Annotated in this window: 15 protein-coding genes; 2 read left to right on the top strand and 13 right to left on the bottom strand. The window is 71.0% G+C overall.

Annotated elements, in window-relative coordinates:
* Positions 1 to 186 precede the first annotated feature (186 nt).
* On the top strand, positions 187 to 468 hold the full coding sequence (locus L2C96_RS33830) for a hypothetical protein (protein ID WP_157358583.1): 282 nt from the start codon (positions 187 to 189) through the stop codon (positions 466 to 468).
* A gap of 22 nt (positions 469 to 490) precedes the next feature.
* Here the strand turns inward: L2C96_RS33830 and L2C96_RS33825 are convergent, their stop codons facing one another.
* From L2C96_RS33825 to L2C96_RS33765, 13 genes are read right to left on the bottom strand one after another with little or no spacing between them, the layout of a single operon-like run.
* On the bottom strand, positions 491 to 703 hold the full coding sequence (locus L2C96_RS33825) for a helix-turn-helix domain-containing protein (RefSeq protein WP_237339094.1): 213 nt from the start codon (positions 701 to 703) through the stop codon (positions 491 to 493).
* The gene (locus tag L2C96_RS33820) at positions 700 to 1,296 is read right to left on the bottom strand and encodes a LutC/YkgG family protein (protein ID WP_237339093.1); all 597 of its coding nucleotides are present in this window, start codon (positions 1,294 to 1,296) and stop codon (positions 700 to 702) included. The genes L2C96_RS33825 and L2C96_RS33820 overlap by 4 nt, the downstream gene beginning before the upstream one ends.
* Positions 1,293 to 2,753: a lactate utilization protein B gene (locus tag L2C96_RS33815; protein ID WP_237339092.1), complete on the bottom strand. Its 1,461-nt coding sequence runs from the start codon at positions 2,751 to 2,753 to the stop codon at positions 1,293 to 1,295. The genes L2C96_RS33820 and L2C96_RS33815 overlap by 4 nt, the downstream gene beginning before the upstream one ends.
* Positions 2,750 to 3,484 carry a (Fe-S)-binding protein gene (locus tag L2C96_RS33810; protein WP_237339091.1) on the bottom strand — a complete coding sequence of 245 codons (735 nt, stop codon included), beginning with the start codon at positions 3,482 to 3,484 and terminating at the stop codon, positions 2,750 to 2,752. The genes L2C96_RS33815 and L2C96_RS33810 overlap by 4 nt, the downstream gene beginning before the upstream one ends.
* A complete protein-coding gene (locus L2C96_RS33805) occupies positions 3,481 to 4,950 on the bottom strand; it encodes a rhamnulokinase (protein ID WP_237339129.1) in 1,470 nt (489 codons plus the stop codon). The genes L2C96_RS33810 and L2C96_RS33805 overlap by 4 nt, the downstream gene beginning before the upstream one ends.
* On the bottom strand, positions 4,950 to 6,371 hold the full coding sequence (locus L2C96_RS33800; RefSeq protein WP_237339090.1) for an L-fucose/L-arabinose isomerase family protein: 1,422 nt from the start codon (positions 6,369 to 6,371) through the stop codon (positions 4,950 to 4,952). Before L2C96_RS33800 ends, L2C96_RS33805 begins: the two co-directional genes overlap by 1 nt.
* A gap of 20 nt (positions 6,372 to 6,391) precedes the next feature.
* Entirely contained in the window at positions 6,392 to 8,428 is a 2,037-nt protein-coding gene (locus tag L2C96_RS33795) for a bifunctional aldolase/short-chain dehydrogenase (protein WP_237339089.1), read from the bottom strand.
* A gap of 6 nt (positions 8,429 to 8,434) precedes the next feature.
* Positions 8,435 to 9,610 carry an L-rhamnose isomerase gene (gene rhaI, locus L2C96_RS33790; RefSeq protein ID WP_237339088.1) on the bottom strand — a complete coding sequence of 392 codons (1,176 nt, stop codon included), beginning with the start codon at positions 9,608 to 9,610 and terminating at the stop codon, positions 8,435 to 8,437.
* Positions 9,607 to 9,933, bottom strand: a complete 327-nt coding sequence (locus L2C96_RS33785; protein WP_237339087.1) for an L-rhamnose mutarotase — start codon at positions 9,931 to 9,933, stop codon at positions 9,607 to 9,609. The genes rhaI and L2C96_RS33785 overlap by 4 nt, the downstream gene beginning before the upstream one ends.
* Before the next feature lie 57 nt (positions 9,934 to 9,990).
* Entirely contained in the window at positions 9,991 to 11,058 is a 1,068-nt protein-coding gene (gene rhaS, locus L2C96_RS33780) for a rhamnose ABC transporter substrate-binding protein (protein WP_237339086.1), read from the bottom strand.
* Positions 11,059 to 11,073: 15 nt separating this feature from the next.
* On the bottom strand, positions 11,074 to 12,060 hold the full coding sequence (locus L2C96_RS33775) for an ABC transporter permease (RefSeq protein ID WP_237339085.1): 987 nt from the start codon (positions 12,058 to 12,060) through the stop codon (positions 11,074 to 11,076).
* Complete coding sequence (locus L2C96_RS33770; protein ID WP_372491294.1) at positions 12,053 to 13,093, bottom strand: ABC transporter permease; 1,041 nt, start codon at positions 13,091 to 13,093, stop codon at positions 12,053 to 12,055. Before L2C96_RS33770 ends, L2C96_RS33775 begins: the two co-directional genes overlap by 8 nt.
* Entirely contained in the window at positions 13,090 to 14,607 is a 1,518-nt protein-coding gene (locus L2C96_RS33765) for a sugar ABC transporter ATP-binding protein (RefSeq protein ID WP_237339084.1), read from the bottom strand. Before L2C96_RS33765 ends, L2C96_RS33770 begins: the two co-directional genes overlap by 4 nt.
* A 215-nt stretch (positions 14,608 to 14,822) precedes the next feature.
* On the opposite strand from L2C96_RS33765, the gene L2C96_RS33760 reads away from it, so the two are divergent.
* Positions 14,823 to 15,728: a LacI family DNA-binding transcriptional regulator gene (locus L2C96_RS33760; protein WP_237339127.1), complete on the top strand. Its 906-nt coding sequence runs from the start codon at positions 14,823 to 14,825 to the stop codon at positions 15,726 to 15,728.
* The last annotated feature ends 30 nt before the right edge of the window (positions 15,729 to 15,758 follow it).

Genomic DNA, 15,758 nt, shown 5'->3' with positions numbered 1-15,758 from the left:
GAACGTTACGGGGACTTCACGTCCGGAACAAGATCGGTGTCCGAATCCGGTCACCACGTCCCTCACGCGGGGGCCGTAGGAAACCCGTAGCCGCGCCCGGTACCGCCTGCTTGCGCACTTTTGTTCGTGCCAGGTTCACGACACACAGCTGCGCCACGATGGTTTTTCACCACTGGGAGGTTCATCATGCAACGAAGCTTGAGAAGGCTGGCCACGGTGTCGGCGCTGGCGGTCGCGGTGACGTTCACCGGCTGGACGGCCACCACCGCCTTGGCGGGCGCCAGTCCCGCCCCCACGGACACCGGGACGGTGACGACCCAGGACGTGTGGGTCCCGTGGAAGGTCTACGCCACCTACGAAAAGTGCCGGCAGCAGGGCCGGGACATGATCGGCGTCGGCGCGGTCGTCGACTACCGGTGCAGCTACGACAGCCCCGGCTGGCTCCTCGAACTCCGGATGGTCAGCTAGCGGCGTGCCTCCGGCGGGGAACTCACAGCAGTCCCCGCCGGGCGGCCCACACCACGGCCTGGATGGGCGCGGCGAAGCCGAGGCGGTCGCAGATCGCCCGCAGCCGGCGTCGCACGGTGCGCTCCGACAGGTCCAGGCGGCGGGCGATGGCGTCCAGCGGGAGGCCGTCCGCGAGCAGTTCCAACAGCTCCAGGTCCGCCCGCGGCAACGTGTCCGGGCGCTGCGCGGTCGTCACGGCGACACCAGTAGCACGTGCAGCGTCCGCGGCCCGTGCACGCCCTCGACCCGGTTCAGCTCGATGTCGCTCGTCGCGCTGGGGCCGCTGATCCACGTCTGCGGCCGGTCCGGGGACAGCGCCGCCACGGCCTGCGGCACGCCGGGCACGATCTGGTCCGTCCGCAGCACGCACACGTGCCGGTCCAGCACCAGGCTCACCGCCCGGCGCCCCTGCCCCGGCCCGTGGTCCAGCACGATCGTGCCCGTCTTCGCGATCGCCAGCGCCGCCAGCGTCACCACCGCGTCCAGCCGGTCCAGCTCCGCCGCGGACTGCCCGGTGTCCGGGACACCACCGGGCACCTGCCACGGGAAACCGTCCGGCACCAGCACGGACTCCGCGGAACCCAGCGCGTCGGCCAGCGCCGCGGGCAGCGTGTCCTCCGTGCACCGCGTCAGCTCGGCCCGGTAGTCGACCAGCCGCTCGGCGAACAGCTCCACCACGTCACCGGCCGGAACCACCGAACGGTAGCCGCGCGGCACCGGCGCCTCCGACGGGTCCGCCGCGGCCAGCGCGGACCGCACCCGGCCGAGGATCTCCTCCCGCGCGCTCATCGCCGTCCCTCCCGCCGCCACCACGACCGGAACGACTCCACCGGCGGCGCCGGCACGTCCCGCGCGTTGCTCCACAACGAACCCGGCCACGGCAACCGGCCCAGGGCACGCCGTCCGCCGGGCATCACCTTGCGCCCGAACCGCCCCAGCAACCGCCCGGCGACACCCATTCCGCGCTCGGCCAGGCCAAGGCGCTTCGAGTCCGCCAGCACCCAGGACGCCGACTTCATCGCCACCGCCTCGGCCTTCGGCGAAGACCGGTGCGCGTCGACCACTTTGGACCGCAGGTGCACCAGCACCTCCGGGATGTCGATCCGCACCGGGCACGCCTCGAAACACGCGCCGCACAGGCTGGACGCGTACGGCAGCGAGTCCACCTGGTCGTCCACGCCCGTGCCGCGCAGCAGCGGGTTCAGGATCGCCCCGATCGGCCCCGGGTACACCGAGCCGTACGCGTGCCCGCCGGTGCGCTCGTACACCGGGCACACGTTCAGGCAGGCCGAGCACCGGATGCAGCGCAGCGCCTGCCGCCCGACCTCGTCGGCCAGCGCGCGGGTGCGGCCGTTGTCCAGCAGCACCACGTGCGCCTCCTGGCCCTCGGTCGCGCCCGACCACGTCGAGGTGTAGGGGTTCATCCGCTCCCCCGTGCTGGAGCGCGGCAGCAGCTGCAGGAACACGTCCAGATCGGACCAGGTGGGCACGATCTTCTCGATCCCGACCACCGACACCAGCACCTCGGGCAGCGTCAGGCACATCCGCCCGTTGCCCTCGGACTCGACGACGACGAGCGTCCCGGTCTCGGCGACCGCGAAGTTCGCCCCGGACACGGCCATCCGGGCCCGCAGGAACTTCTCCCGCAGGTGCAGCCGCGCCGCGCCGGCCAGCTCCGCAGGCCGGTCCGACAGGTCGTCGGGCGCCGGGCGCCCGGCGGCGGCCATCTTGTCGCGGAAGATCTCCCGGATCTCCGCGCGGTTGCGGTGGATCGCGGGCACCAGGATGTGCGAAGGCAGGTCGTCGCCGAGCTGCACGATCAGCTCGGCCAGGTCGGTCTCCCACGCGGTGATGCCACGGGCGGCGAGCGCCTCGTTGAGCCCGATCTCCTGCGTCGCCATCGACTTGACCTTGACGACCTCGTCGACGGCGTGCTGCTTCGCGATCCCAGCGACGATCTCGCACGCCTCGGCGGCGTCCCGCGCCCAGTGCACGGTCGCGCCCCGGTCGGTCAGGGACTTCTCCAGTCGCAGCAGGTGCTCGTCGAGGTGTCGCAGCGTGTTGTCCTTGATCGCCGCGCCGGCCAGGCGCAGCTCCTCCCACTCGTCCACCTCGCCGACGACCGCGGCGCGCTTGGCGCGGATCGTGCCGGTGGCGTGCGCGAGGTTGCGGCGCAGCTGCGTGTCCGACAACGCCTCCCGGGCCGCCGCCGGAAAAGCAGGCATCCCAACAAAAGTGGCGCTCATGCGTCCTCTGTCCCGGCGAGCACTTCGGCCAGATGCATCACGCGCACGCCGGTGCGTTGCCGCGACAGCAGCCCGCCGATGTGCAGCAGGCACGAGTTGTCCCCGGCCACCAGCACCTCGGCGCCGGTGTCCAGCACGTGCCGCGCCTTGTCCGCGCCCATCGCGGTCGAGGTCTCCGCGTTCTTCACCGCGAACGTGCCGCCGAAACCGCAGCACTCGTCCGCGGCGGGCAGCTCCACCAGGTCCAGCCCGCGCACCTCGCGCAGCAGCCGCAGCGGCCGGTCGCCGACGCCGAGCATCCGCAGCGAGTGGCAGGTCGGGTGGTAGGTGACGCGGTGCGGGAAGTACGCCCCGACGTCCGTCACGCCGAGCACGTCGACCAGGAACTCGGTCAGCTCGTACACCTTCGGCGAGGTCTCCGCGACCGCCTCCTGCAACCGGCTGTCCCCGCTGCGCCGCGCGACGATCGAGTGCTGGTGCCGCGCCGATCCCGCGCACGACCCGGACGGGGTCACGATCGCGTCGTACCCGGCGAACGCGTCGACGAAGTTGCGCACCACCGGCACAGCCTCGTCGAGGTAGCCGGTGTTGACCATCGGCTGGGCGCAGCACGTCTGCGCGACCGGGAAGTCCGCCTCCACGCCGAGCCGCCGCAACAGCGTGAACACCGCCTTGCCGGTGTCCGGGAACATCGCGTCGTTGATGCAGGTGACCTGCACGGCGACCTTCATGCCACCACCTTCGGATCGATCCGCGCGGCCGCCAGCGCCCAGTCGGCCTCGCGGCCGGACGGTTCGTAGCGGCGCAGCTCGTGCGTGTCCCGGATCAGCGCCCGCATCGCGGCCAGGTCCGGCAGGTCCGCGCCCAGCGCGCGAGCCTGCACGAGCACGTTGCCCAGCGCCGCGGCCTCGACCGGCCCGGCCAGCACGGGCACGCCGCAGGCGTCCGCGGTGAGCTGGCACAACAGCTCGTTGCGGACTCCGCCACCGACCACGTGGACGACGTCGACCGGCCTGCCGGTCAGCTCCGATGCCTGGCGCACGGTCCGACGATAGGCCAGCGCGAGGCTGTCCAGCACGCACCGGACGATCTCCCCCGGCGTCTCCGGGACCCGCTGCCCGGTCTCGGCGCAGGCCTGCCGGATCCGGGACGGCATGTCGCCCGGCGGCAGGAACACCGGCGCGTCGATGTCCACCACCGCGGACAACGCGGGCACCTCCGCGGCCTGCGCCAGCACCGACGGCAGCGCGACCGGCGTGCCCTGCGCCTCCCACGTGCGCAGCGACTCGGACAGCACCCACAGGCCCATCACGTTCCGCAGGAACCGGATCGTGCCGTCGACACCGCCTTCGTTCGTGAAGTTGGCCGCCAGCGCGGCGTCGCCCAGCTCCGGCTCGTCGAGCTCCAGTCCGACCAGCGACCAGGTGCCCGAGGAGATGTAGGCGAAGTTCGCGCCCGGCTCGGCGGGCACCCCCACCACGGCGGACGCGGTGTCGTGCGAGCCGACCGCGACCACCGGCAGCTCCGGCAGCGCCAGCTCGGCGGCCAGGTCCGGCAGCAGCGTGCCGACCACCGTTCCCGGGTCGCGCAACGGCGGCAGCAACCGCGGCGGGATGCCGACGCGCGTCGCCAGGTCCACCGCCCACTCCCGCGACCGCACGTCGTAGAGCTGCGTGGTGGAGGCGTTGGTGCGCTCGGCGCCGCGCACCCCGGTCAGCCAGTAGTTCAGCAGGTCCGGGATGAGCAGCATGGTCTCGGCCGCGCTCAGGTCACGCTCGGCCAGCAGCTGGTAGAGCGTGTTGAACGGCAGCTGCTGCAGGCCGGTGACGTCGAACAGCTCCCGCGCCGGCACGGACTCCAGGACCCGCTCGGCCACGCCCTCGGTGCGTGCGTCGCGGTAGTTGACCGGGTTGCCCAGCAGCGCCCCGGAGGCGTCGAGCAACCCGTAGTCCACGGCCCAGGAGTCTATGCCGAGACCGTCCAGCGCACCGGCCTTGTGCGCGGCCTGCACCCCGGTCAGCAGCTCGCGGTAGAGGCCGAGGATGTCCCAGTGCAGGGTCGATCCACCCGCGTGGGCGACCCGGACGCCGCCGTTGGCGAAGCGGTGCACCTCCTGCACCGACAGCACGCCGGGCCCCACCGTGCCGGCCATGACGCGCCCGCTGGACGCGCCCAGGTCGACGGCCGCCAGTCGCATCACACCCGCACCACGCGCAGTTCGAGACCGAGCAGGTCGGCCACCGCCTCCAGCTCCGCGACGCGGTGCCCGGTGCCCAGCGCCCAGTGGTGGTTGACCCCGGCGGCCGACCACGCGTCGGTCCACTCGCCGGGGTTGCCGCCGAAGTCGACGCGGGAGGTGGTGTTGCCGATCTCCAGCAGCGGGCCGGGCACGACCTCGCCCTCGGACGCGACGAGCGTGAACCGCCCGTCGCGTTCCTGACCGAGGCCGAGCAGTGTCACCGGGCCGTGCTTGACGTCGAACTCGACGGACACGCCCCAGCCGCGCTTGCCGTGGTAGACGCCGAGCCCGCGCAGCAGCGGCCGCCGCGCGCTGATCGCCAGGTGCGCCGGGCCGTCGTGCCCCATCTCGACCACGTTGTCCCGGAAGTTGAGCGCCTGCAGCTCGGTGAACGAGCCGCCCGCGCCGAGCCGGTCCATCACCAGCATCGCCAGCGAGTTGCGCAGCTCGAACTCCCCCGCCGCCGGGATGCCGCGCGCGGTGAGCAGCGACGCGCCGAGGATGAACCCGGCGCCGACCCGCTCGTGGGTCTCGCCGTCCAGGCCGCGGTGGTAGTAGGCCAGCGTGTCCAGGGAGAAGTCCTCGACCAGCCGGTCCAGCGCCACCGAGACACGGGCGCCCCACGCGAAGTCCTCCTCGACGACCGAGTCGTCCAGGTCGAAGATCTCCTTCGCGAGGTCCATCCGCGCCTTGGTCTCGTCGTCGGTGACCTTCTCGACCCGCACCCGCAGGTCGTCGATCTCCAGGATCTCCACGTGCCCGCCGAGCTGCGCGGTCACCAGCGTCGGATCGGTCGAGACGTCCATCATGCCCGGGTAGAGGTGGCCGAGCAGGCCGTGCCGCCCGTGCCGGAACGCGGCGCGCACCCCGGCGGCCTTGATCCAGCGCTCGATGCGGGTCCAGGCCCGCTCGTCCTCCAGGTACCCGGACACCGACCGGAACTCGACGCCGACGCGGCGGAAGGCGTTGGCCATCTCCGGCAGCGGGCAGGCGCCGCAGTAGGCGAGCCAGGCGCCGGTGTCGAAGTTCGCGTGGTCCATCGCCTCGGTGGGCTGCAGGTTGAGCAGCAGCACCGGCGCTCCGCTGCGCTGCGCGACCGGCGCGAGCATGCTGGACGTGAGGTACGTGGTGAGGAAGCCGATGATCAGGTCGCAGTCGGCGACCCGCAGCTTCTCCGCGGCGGCCGCGCCCTCCCGCTCGTCCGAGACGAACCCGGCGTCCACCACCTCGCAGTCCATTCCGGACAGTCGCTCGGCCACCCGCCGCGCGGAGGCCTGGAGTTGCGGCAGCAGCTCCGGGAACTGTGGCCAGTACGCCCCGAGCCCGCCTGCGACGAGGCCGACGCGGGTGCGCCTCGGGGTGATCCGCTCGAGGTTCATGGTGAAGGTCCCTTCCTGCTTCAGCGGAGGAAAGCGGCCGCGACACCCGCGTCCACGGGCACGTGCAGGCCGGTCGTGTGCGTCAGGTCGCCGCCGGTGAGCGCGAACACCGCCGCGGCGACGTGCTCGGGCAGCACCTCGCGCTTGAGGATGGTGCGCTGGGCGTAGAACTTGCCCAGGTCCTCCTCCGGCACGCCGTAGACCGCGGCGCGTTGCGCGCCCCAGCCTCCGGCGAAGATGCCGGAACCGCGCACCACACCGTCCGGGTTGACGCCATTGACCCGGATGCCGTGCTCGCCGAGTTCGGCGGCCAGCAGCCGGACCTGGTGCGCCTGGTCGGCCTTGGCCGCGCCGTAGGCGACGTTGTTGGGGCCTGCGAACACCGAGTTCTTCGACGAGATGTAGACGATGTCGCCGCCAAGGCCCTGCGCGATCATCGCCTTCGCCGCGGCCTGCGAGACCAGGAACGAGCCCTTGGCCATCACGTCGTGCTGCAGGTCCCAGTCCTTCTCGGTGGTCTCCAGCAGCGGCTTGGAGATCGACAGCCCGGCGTTGTTGACGACCAGGTCGATGCCCCCGAACGCCAGCACCGTCGCGTCGACTGCCGCAGCGACCGCATCGGCGTCGACAACGTTCGCGACCACGGAAACCGCCTTGTCGGTGTTCCCGATGGAGCGCGCGACCTCCTCGGCGGCGTCACCGTTCAGGTCCGCGATCGCCACGCACGCGCCCTCGGCGGCGAGCCGTTCGGCGATGGCGCGCCCGATGCCCGACCCGGCGCCGGTCACCAGGGCAACGCGCCCGGCCAGCGGCTTCGGCTTGGGCATGCGCTGGAGCTTGGCCTCCTCCAGCGCCCAGTACTCGATGCGGAACTTCTCGCTCTCCGGGATCGGCGCGTAGCGGGAGACCGCCTCGGCGCCGCGCATCACGTTGATCGCGTTGACGTAGAACTCGCCGGCCACGCGCGCGGTCTGCTTGTCCTTGCCGAAGGAGAACATGCCGACACCAGGCACGAGCACGATCGCCGGGTCGGCGCCGCGCATCGCGGGGCTGTCCGGGGTGGCGTGCCGCTCGTAGTAGGCGCGGTAGTCCTCCCGGTAGGCCTCGTGCAGTTCCTTCAGGCGCGCGACGACGTCCTCCAGCGGGGCGGTCGCGGGCAGGTCGACCACGAGCGGGCGGACCTTGGTGCGCAGGAAGTGGTCCGGGCACGACGTGCCGAGCGCGGCGAGCGGCTGCAGCTTCTCCCGGGACAGGAATTCCAGCACCACGTCACTGTCGTTGTAGTGGCCGACCTGACGCTGGTCGGTCGAGGCCAGCCCGCGGATCACCGGCGCGAGCGCGGCGGCCCGCTTCCGCCGCTCCTCCTCCGGCAGCGGCTCGAACCCGCGCACGACCGCGCCGAAGGGCTCCGCGGAGCCCCGCTCGGCGAGGAACTTCTCCGCGGTCCGGATGATCTCCAGCGAGTTCCGCCGGCACTCCTCCGACGTCTCGCCCCACGCGGTGATGCCGTGCCCGCCCAGGATCACGCCGATCGCCTGTGGGTTGGCCTTCTTCACCGCGGCGATGTCCAGGCCCAGCTGGAACCCGGGGCGGCGCCAGTCCACCCACACCACGCGGTCGCCGAAGCACTCCTTGGTCAGCGCCGGTCCGTCGGCGGCGGTGGCCAGCGCGATGCCCGAGTCCGGGTGCAGGTGGTCGACGTGCGTGGCCTCGACCAGGCCGTGCATCGCGGTGTCGATCGACGGCGCGGCGCCGCCGCGGCCGTGCAGGCAGTAGTCGAACGCGGCGACCATCTCGTCCTCGCGCTCGACACCCGGGTAGACGTCCACCAGCGCACGCAGGCGGTCCAGCCGCAGCACGGCCAGCCCGGCCTCGGTCAGCGTGCCCAGGTCACCCCCGGATCCCTTGACCCACAGCAGTTCCGCCGGCTGCCCGGTGACCGGGTCGGTCTCGCTGCCCTTGGCCGAGGTGTTGCCCCCGGCGTAGTTGGTGTTGCGCGGGTCGGCGCCGAGGGCGTTGCTGCGCTGGATGAGTTCGGCGGCGGGATTGTTCGTCATGGTGGTTCAGGCTCCCCAACCGGCCTGCCGGCCGTCGGCTCGTTCGGCGACGATCTTTTCCTGGTAACCGCTGCGGTGGTAGGCGGCGATCGGGTCCGGGTCCAGCCCGGCCTCCTCGCGCAGCTCGGCCAGCAGCGGCCGCACGTCGGTGTTGTAGGCGTCCATCAGCACGGCGTTGGCGCCGAGCACGTCTCCGTTCTGCTGCGCGGCGAACAGCGCCTCCTTGTCGACCAGCAGGGCCTTCGCGGTGGCCTCCTGCACGTTGAGCACCGAGCGGATGATCGCCGGGATCTTCGCCTCGATGTTGTGGCACTGGTCGAGCATGAAGTTGATGCCGTAGGACGGGTCCAGCGCGTCGGCGCGCACGATCTCCCACATGATGCGGAACAGCTGGAACGGGTCGGCGGCACCGGCCATCAGGTCGTCGTCGGCGTAGAAGCGCGAGTTGAAGTCGAACGCGCCGAGCTTGCCCTGGCGCAGCAGGAACGCGACGATGAACTCGATGTTCGTGCCCGGCGCGTGGTGGCCGGTGTCGATGCACACCGTCGCCTTCGGACCCAGTTCGACGCAGTGCGCGTACGAGGTGCCCCAGTCCGGCACATCGGTGGCGTAGAAGGCGGGCTCGAACAGCTTGTACTCCAGCAGGATCCGCTGGTCGTCGCCGAGCCGGTCGTAGGCCTCGCGCAGCGCGGCGGCCAGCCGGTCCTGCCGGGTGCGCAGGTCGTCCTGGCCCGGGTAGTTGATGCCGTCGGAGAACCAGAACTTCAGGTCCTTGCTGCCCGTGGCGTCCATGATGTCGATCGCCTCGAGCAGCTGATCGGTGGCCTTGCGGCGGATCCGCGGGTCGGGGTTGGTGACCGAGCCCAGCTTGTAGTCCTCGTCCTGGAAGACGTTGGTGTTGATGGCGCCGATCTCGATGCCCAGGTCGTGCGCGTACTTGGTGAGGGCGCCGTAGTCGTCGACCCGGTCCCACGGGATGTGCAGCGCCACGCTCGGCGCGATGCCGGTCAGCTCGTGCACCTTCGCCGCGTCGGCGATCTTCTCCTCCGGCGTGCGGGGCACCCCGGGCTGCGGGAACACCTTGAAGCGGGTGCCGGAGTTGGCGTAGGCCCACGAAGGCGTCTCGATCCGCTGAGCGCGCAGGGCTGCTTTCACGGCGGTCAGGTCGGACAACAGGATCACTTTCCTTCCAGGTGGAAGACCTCGGTGAGCAACTGGAACCCCTCGTCGGGGCCGCGCCCGTCCAGGCCCGTGAAGAATTCGGCCATCTCGGCCTGCCAGCGGGCGTTGACCTCGGTGCGGGCCATGGCCGCCTGCGCGGCGTCGAGGTCGTCGGCCTCGACGTAGCCGATCAGCAGGCCGTCGTCCCGGAGGAACAGCGAGTAGTTGCGCCATCCGGTGTCGGTCAGCGCCTGCCGCATCTCCGGCCACACAGCACGGTGCCGCCCGGCGTACTCGGCCATCCGGTCAGGCTTCACCAGCAGGCAGAAGCAGTATCGGGCCACGATCCGTCCTCGGTGGAGCCCCGGCCGGGCCGCCGGTGCGGCCCGGCCGGGAGACTGTCAGAAGTTGTACTGGTCGATGTTGCTCGCGTCGAACACCGTCGGCGGGCCGAGGACGATCTCGCCGTCCTTGCCGATCGTGTACTCGCCGAGCTTGCCCGCCTTGAACTTCTGGCCCTCGACGCCGGTGATCTGGCCGGAGGCCAGTGCGACACCCGCGTAGGCGGCCAGGTAGCCGATGTCGGCCGGGTTCCACAGCGCGAACTTGGTGACGGTGCCGTCCTTGACGTACTCGCGCATCTGGTTCGGCGTGCCGAGTCCGGTCACCGCGACCTTGCCCTTGTAGCTGGAGGAGCTGATGTAGCGGGCGGCCGCGGCGATGCCGACGGTGGTCGGCGCGACGATGGCCTTCAGGTTCGGGTAGGACTGCAGCAGGCCCTGGGCCTCCTGGAACGACTTCTGGTCGTCGTCGTTGCCGTAGGCGACCTTCACCAGCTTCAGGTTCGCGTACTCGGGCTTGGTGAGCTGCTGCTTGAACACCTCGATCCAGGCGTTCTGGTTGGTGGCGTTCGGGGTCGCCGACAGGATCGCGATCTCACCCGAACCGCCCGCCAGCTCGCTGGCCATCTTCGCCAGCTGCTCGCCGATGCCCTCGGTGGTGGCCTGGTTGATGAACACGTCGCGGCAGTCCTTGGCCGCGTCGGAGTCGAACGCCACCACCTTGATGCCGGAGCTGCGTGCCTGGTTCAGCGACGGGCACACCGCGTTCGGGTCGTTCGCCGCGATGCCGATGACGTCCTGCTGCTGCTGGATCAGCGTGTTGATGTAGCTGACCTGCGAGGAGGCACTGGCGTCGTTCGGGCCGACCAGCTTGTACTCGCCCTTGAGCTCGTCCAGCGCGGTCTTGCCGCCGCCCACCTCGATGTCCGAGTACGGGTTGTTGAGCTGCTTGGGCAGGAAGGCCATCTTGACGCCTTCCTTGGTGGCGGCGTTCGGGTCGGCCTGCGCGGTCGACTGGGCGCCACCGCCGCCGGACGAGCTGCTGTCGTTCTTCGTGGTGCCACCGCACGCGGACACCGTCAGCACGAGCGCTGCCGACACCGCACCGGCGAGGAGTCGTCTCTTCATGGGCGTTTCGCCTTTCTATGTGGTCGCCCGGCGCCGCACGGCAGCCCGGAACCTGATCACGATGTTGGGCAGGAGCACCGAGATGATCAGCAGCACCCCGGTGACGATGTTGAGCGCCTCGTTCGACACGTCCTGCAGCCGCAGCGCGTTCTGCAGCGTGGCCAGCAGGACCACCCCGGCGAGCACACCCGGCAGGGTGCCCTTGCCGCCGAAGATGGAGACACCGCCGAGCAGGACCGCCGCCACGACGGCGAGTTCCATGCCGAGGCCGTTGTCGGCGCGGGCGCTGGAGTACCGCAGCGTCCACAGCACGCCGGCCAGGCCGGCGACGAGACCGCTGACGACGTAGAGCCAGAACTTCAGCCGCGCCACGCGGATGCCGGCGAAGCGCGCGGCCTGCTCGCTGGCGCCGGCGGCGTACACCGAGCGGCCGACCGGCGTCGCGTGCAGCACCAGGCCGAACACCACGGCGAGCACGACGAGCGGGATCAGCACGTTCGGGATCGGGCCGTCGCCGATCGTGCCGGTCACCCACGAGGTGTAGGCACGCGGGAAGTCGGCCACCGCGCCGTCGCCGAGCACCACGAACGCCAGGCCGCGGTAGAGCGCGAGCGTGCCGATGGTGACCGCCAGTGACGGCAGTTTCAGCACGGTCACGAAGAACCCGTTGAGCGCGCCCAGCACCGCACCGAGCACCAGGCACAACGGGATGATCGTCTCGATGGGCAGGCCGCGGTTCCACAGGTCGCCCATCACTGCCGAGGTGAGGCCGAGCGTGCTCGCCACGGACAGGTCGATCTCGCCGGTCACGATCACGAACGTCATCGGCAGCGCGATCAGCGCGATGGGCAGCAGGTCCAGCAGCAGGAACGTGAAGTTGCGGCTGCTGCCGAAGTTCTCCACCACGCCGGAGGCGATGAGCAGCACCAGCACCGTGATCACGATGACGGCGGCGTCCCAGCTCGCCAGGCGGGACAGCCAGGCCGGCCGCTTGTCAGACATGGGAATCCCTCTTCTTCAGTGACTTGGCCACCCGCACCGCGACCAGGCGGTCGGCCCCGATCGCGAGCAGGATCAGCGCGCCGACGATGGCCTGCTGCCAGAACTGGTTGATGTCGAGGACCGCCAGGGAGCTGCCGATGACCGTGAGCAGCAGGGCGCCCAGGCCCGCGCCCCACACGGTGCCGCTGCCGCCGAACACCGCGACCCCGCCGACCACCGCGGCGGCGACCACGTTCAGCTCGTAACCGTTGCCCGCGGCCGCGTCGATCGTGCCGAACCGCGCGGCGAACAGGACACCGGCGACCCCGGCCAGCGCGCCGCTGACCAGGAACGCGGCGATGGTGTTGCGGCCGACCTTGATGCCGGCCAGCTCGGCGGCCTGCGGGCTCGACCCCATCGCGTACAGCTCGCGGCCGGCGCGGTAGTTGCGCAGCACGACCCCGGCGACGACCAGCACGATCACCGCGATCAGCACCAGCCACGGGATGCCCAGGATCGAGGAGTTGCCGAACTTGAGGAAGTGCCCGGGCAGCTCGTCGGCGTTGATCTGCTCGCCGCCCGCCCAGAAGTAGGCCGCGCCGCGGAAGGCGTAGAGCGTGCCGAGGGTGACCACCAGCGCGGGCACCTGGCCGAACCGGACCAGGAACCCGTTGACGACACCGCACGCGGCGCCGACCGCGACGCCGACGACCAGCGCGACGATCACCGGCATGCCCTGGTTGGCCTGCAGCAGCGAGCCCACCGCGAACGCGGACAGGCCGAGCACCGAGCCGACCGACAGGTCGATGTTGCGGGTGATCATCACCGTCGCCTGGCCGACCGCGAGGACGGCCAGGATCGCGGTGCCGAGCAGGATGTCGCGGATGCTCTGCGCGGACAGGAACCGCGAGTTCTGCGTCGCCGTGAACGCGACCAGCGCGATCAACGCGAGGACGATGCCCGCCTCACGCGCCTTGAACAGGCCGCCGACGGAGAACTTCCGGGGCGCCGACCGGCTCGTCGTCGTGGGAGCCACCACCTTCGTCGCGTTCACGCCGCCGCTCCCTGACCCATCGCTGCGAACATCACCGAGTCCTCACTCGCGTCCTCGCGGGAGATCTCCGCGACGATCCGTCCCTCGCGCATCACCAGCACGCGGTCGGCCATGCCGAGCACCTCGGGCAGCTCGGAGGACACCATGATCACGGCGACGCCCTCCGCGGCCAGCGACGACATCAACCGGTGCACCTCGGCCTTCGTGCCGACGTCGATGCCCCGCGTCGGCTCGTCGACGATCAGCACGCTCGGCGCCATCGACAGCCACTTGGCCAGCACGACCTTCTGCTGGTTGCCGCCGGACAGCGTGCCGACGGCGTCGCTGAGCCGGCCGTACTTGGTCTGCAGGCGCTCGGTCCAGCGCAGGGCTTCCTTGCGCTCGCCGCCGCCGAACAGGAAACCCAGCTTCGCCAGCGCGCCCGAGCGCGGCAGGGTCACGTTCCGCTCGATGGAGAGGTCCATGACCAGGCCCTGCTGGCGCCGGTCCTCCGGCACCAGGGCCATGCCCGCGGCCATCGCGGCGCGCGGCGAGCCCGGCTTGAGCTTCTTCCCGCGCAGCTTCACGGTTCCCGCGTCGCGCTCGTCCACTCCGAACACCGCCTGGACCACTTCGGACCGTCCACTGCCGACCAGCCCGGCGAACGCGACGATCTCGCCCGCCCGGACCTCGAACGAGACGTCCCGGAAGACGCCCTCGCGGGACAGGCCCTCGACCTCGAGCACGACCTCGCCCGGGGTGACGTCCTGCTTGGGGAACAACGCGTCCAGCTCGCGGCCGACCATGCGGCGGACCATCTCGTCGACGGTCAGGTCGTCCATCGGGTCGGTGGAGACGTGCTTGCCGTCGCGCATGATCGTCACGCGCTGGCACAACTCGGTGATCTCCTCGAAGCGGTGCGAGATGAACATGATCGCCGCACCCTCGTCACGCAGGTTGCGCGCGACCGAGAACAGGCGCTCGACCTCGACCAGCGACAGCGCCGCGGTCGGCTCGTCCATGATCAGCACACGCGCGTCGGCGGACAGCGCCTTGGCGATCTCCACGATCTGCTGGTCGGCGATCGACAGGCCGCGAGCCGGGCGGCCCGGGTCGATCCGCACGCCCAGGCGGGCGAACAGCTTCTCCGCCTCGGCCCGGATCGCGCCGCGGTCGATCATGCCCAGCCGCTTGCGCGGGTGGCGGCCCATCACGATGTTCTCCTCGACCGTGAGGTCGGGGAACAGCGTGGGTTCCTGGTAGATCACCGCGATCCCGGCGGCCTTGGCGTCGGCCGGGGAGGAGAACTCGACGGGCTGCCCGTCGACCAGCAGCGTTCCGGTGTCCGGGCGGTGGACCCCGGCGAGCATCTTGACGATGGTCGACTTGCCCGCGCCGTTCTCACCCACCAGCGCGTGGGCCTCGCCGGAGTGGAGGGGGAACGACACCCCCTGCACGGCGGCCACCGCGCCGAACGACTTCGTGACGCCGCGGACCTCCAGCAAGGGCACGCTGCCCGGGTCCTGCCGCACCATCGCGACCTCCGAAATGAAAGGTTTCACAAACCTGGCGCGCTGACGCTACTATGCGCTGGATCACGAAGTCAACGACAAGTTTTTCGCCCAGTTCAGGCGGGTTTTCTCGGTCGCAATCCGATAACATCGATGCTTGTTACACGTTTCAACGGGAGGGTCACGTGGCACGCACGACCACGGGTGGGGCTGCTGTTCCGGAGCCCCGGGCGGCGGGGATCAAGGACGTCGCGGCGGCGGCGGGCGTGTCACTGGGGACCGTGTCGAACGTGCTGAACCGGCCGGATCGGGTCAGCCCCCGCACGCGGGCGAAGGTCGAGGCGGCGATGGCCGAGCTGAAGTTCGTGCGCAACGAGACGGCGCGGCAGCTGCGGGCGGGGCGCAGCCGGATCCTGGCGTACGTGATGCTCGACGGGAGCAACCCGTTCTTCACCGACGTGGCCGAGGGTGTCGAGGACGCGGCCGACGAAGCCGATCTGTCGTTGTTCCTGTGCAACAGCGCGAACCGCGCCGAGCGCGAGCGCGACTACCTGAGCCGGCTGGAGCAGCAGCGGGTGCAGGGCATCCTGATCACGCCAGTCGACCCGGACGCGCCGGTGCTCGCGGAGACGGCGGCGCACGGGATCCCGCTGGTGATCGTGGACCGGACCGGGCAGTCGGGCGACCACTGCTCGGTCGCCGTGGACGACGTGCTGGGCGGGCGGCTCGCGGTGCAGCACCTGCTGGAGCTGGGGCACCGGCGGGTGGCGTTCATCGGCGGCCCCGATTCGCTCGGCCAGGTGCGCGACCGGCGCGAGGGCGCGCTGCGGGCGATGAAGGAGGCCGGGCTGGGGCCGGAGGACCTGGTCGACCTGAGCACGTCCGCGTTGACGGTCGCGGAGGGCCGGACCGCCGGGCAGCGCTTGGCCGGGTTGCCGTCTTCCTTGCGGCCGACGGCTGCGTTCTGCGCCAATGATTTGCTGGCTCTGGGGTTGCTGCAGACGTGCGTCAGCCTGCGGCTGCGGGTGCCGGACGACCTGGCCATCGTGGGGTACGACGACATCGACTTCGCCGCGGCGGCGGCCGTGCCGCTGACTTCGGTGCGGCAGCCACGCAGGCAGCTAGGGCCTGTTTCAATGGGTTGACCAGTGATGTTGCGGTGCAGCTTTGTGGTT

The sequence above is a fragment of the Amycolatopsis tucumanensis genome, assembly GCF_021654135.1.
Taxonomy (GTDB): domain Bacteria; phylum Actinomycetota; class Actinomycetes; order Mycobacteriales; family Pseudonocardiaceae; genus Amycolatopsis_E; species Amycolatopsis_E tucumanensis.
This window is presented reverse-complemented; position numbering and strand designations above follow the sequence as displayed.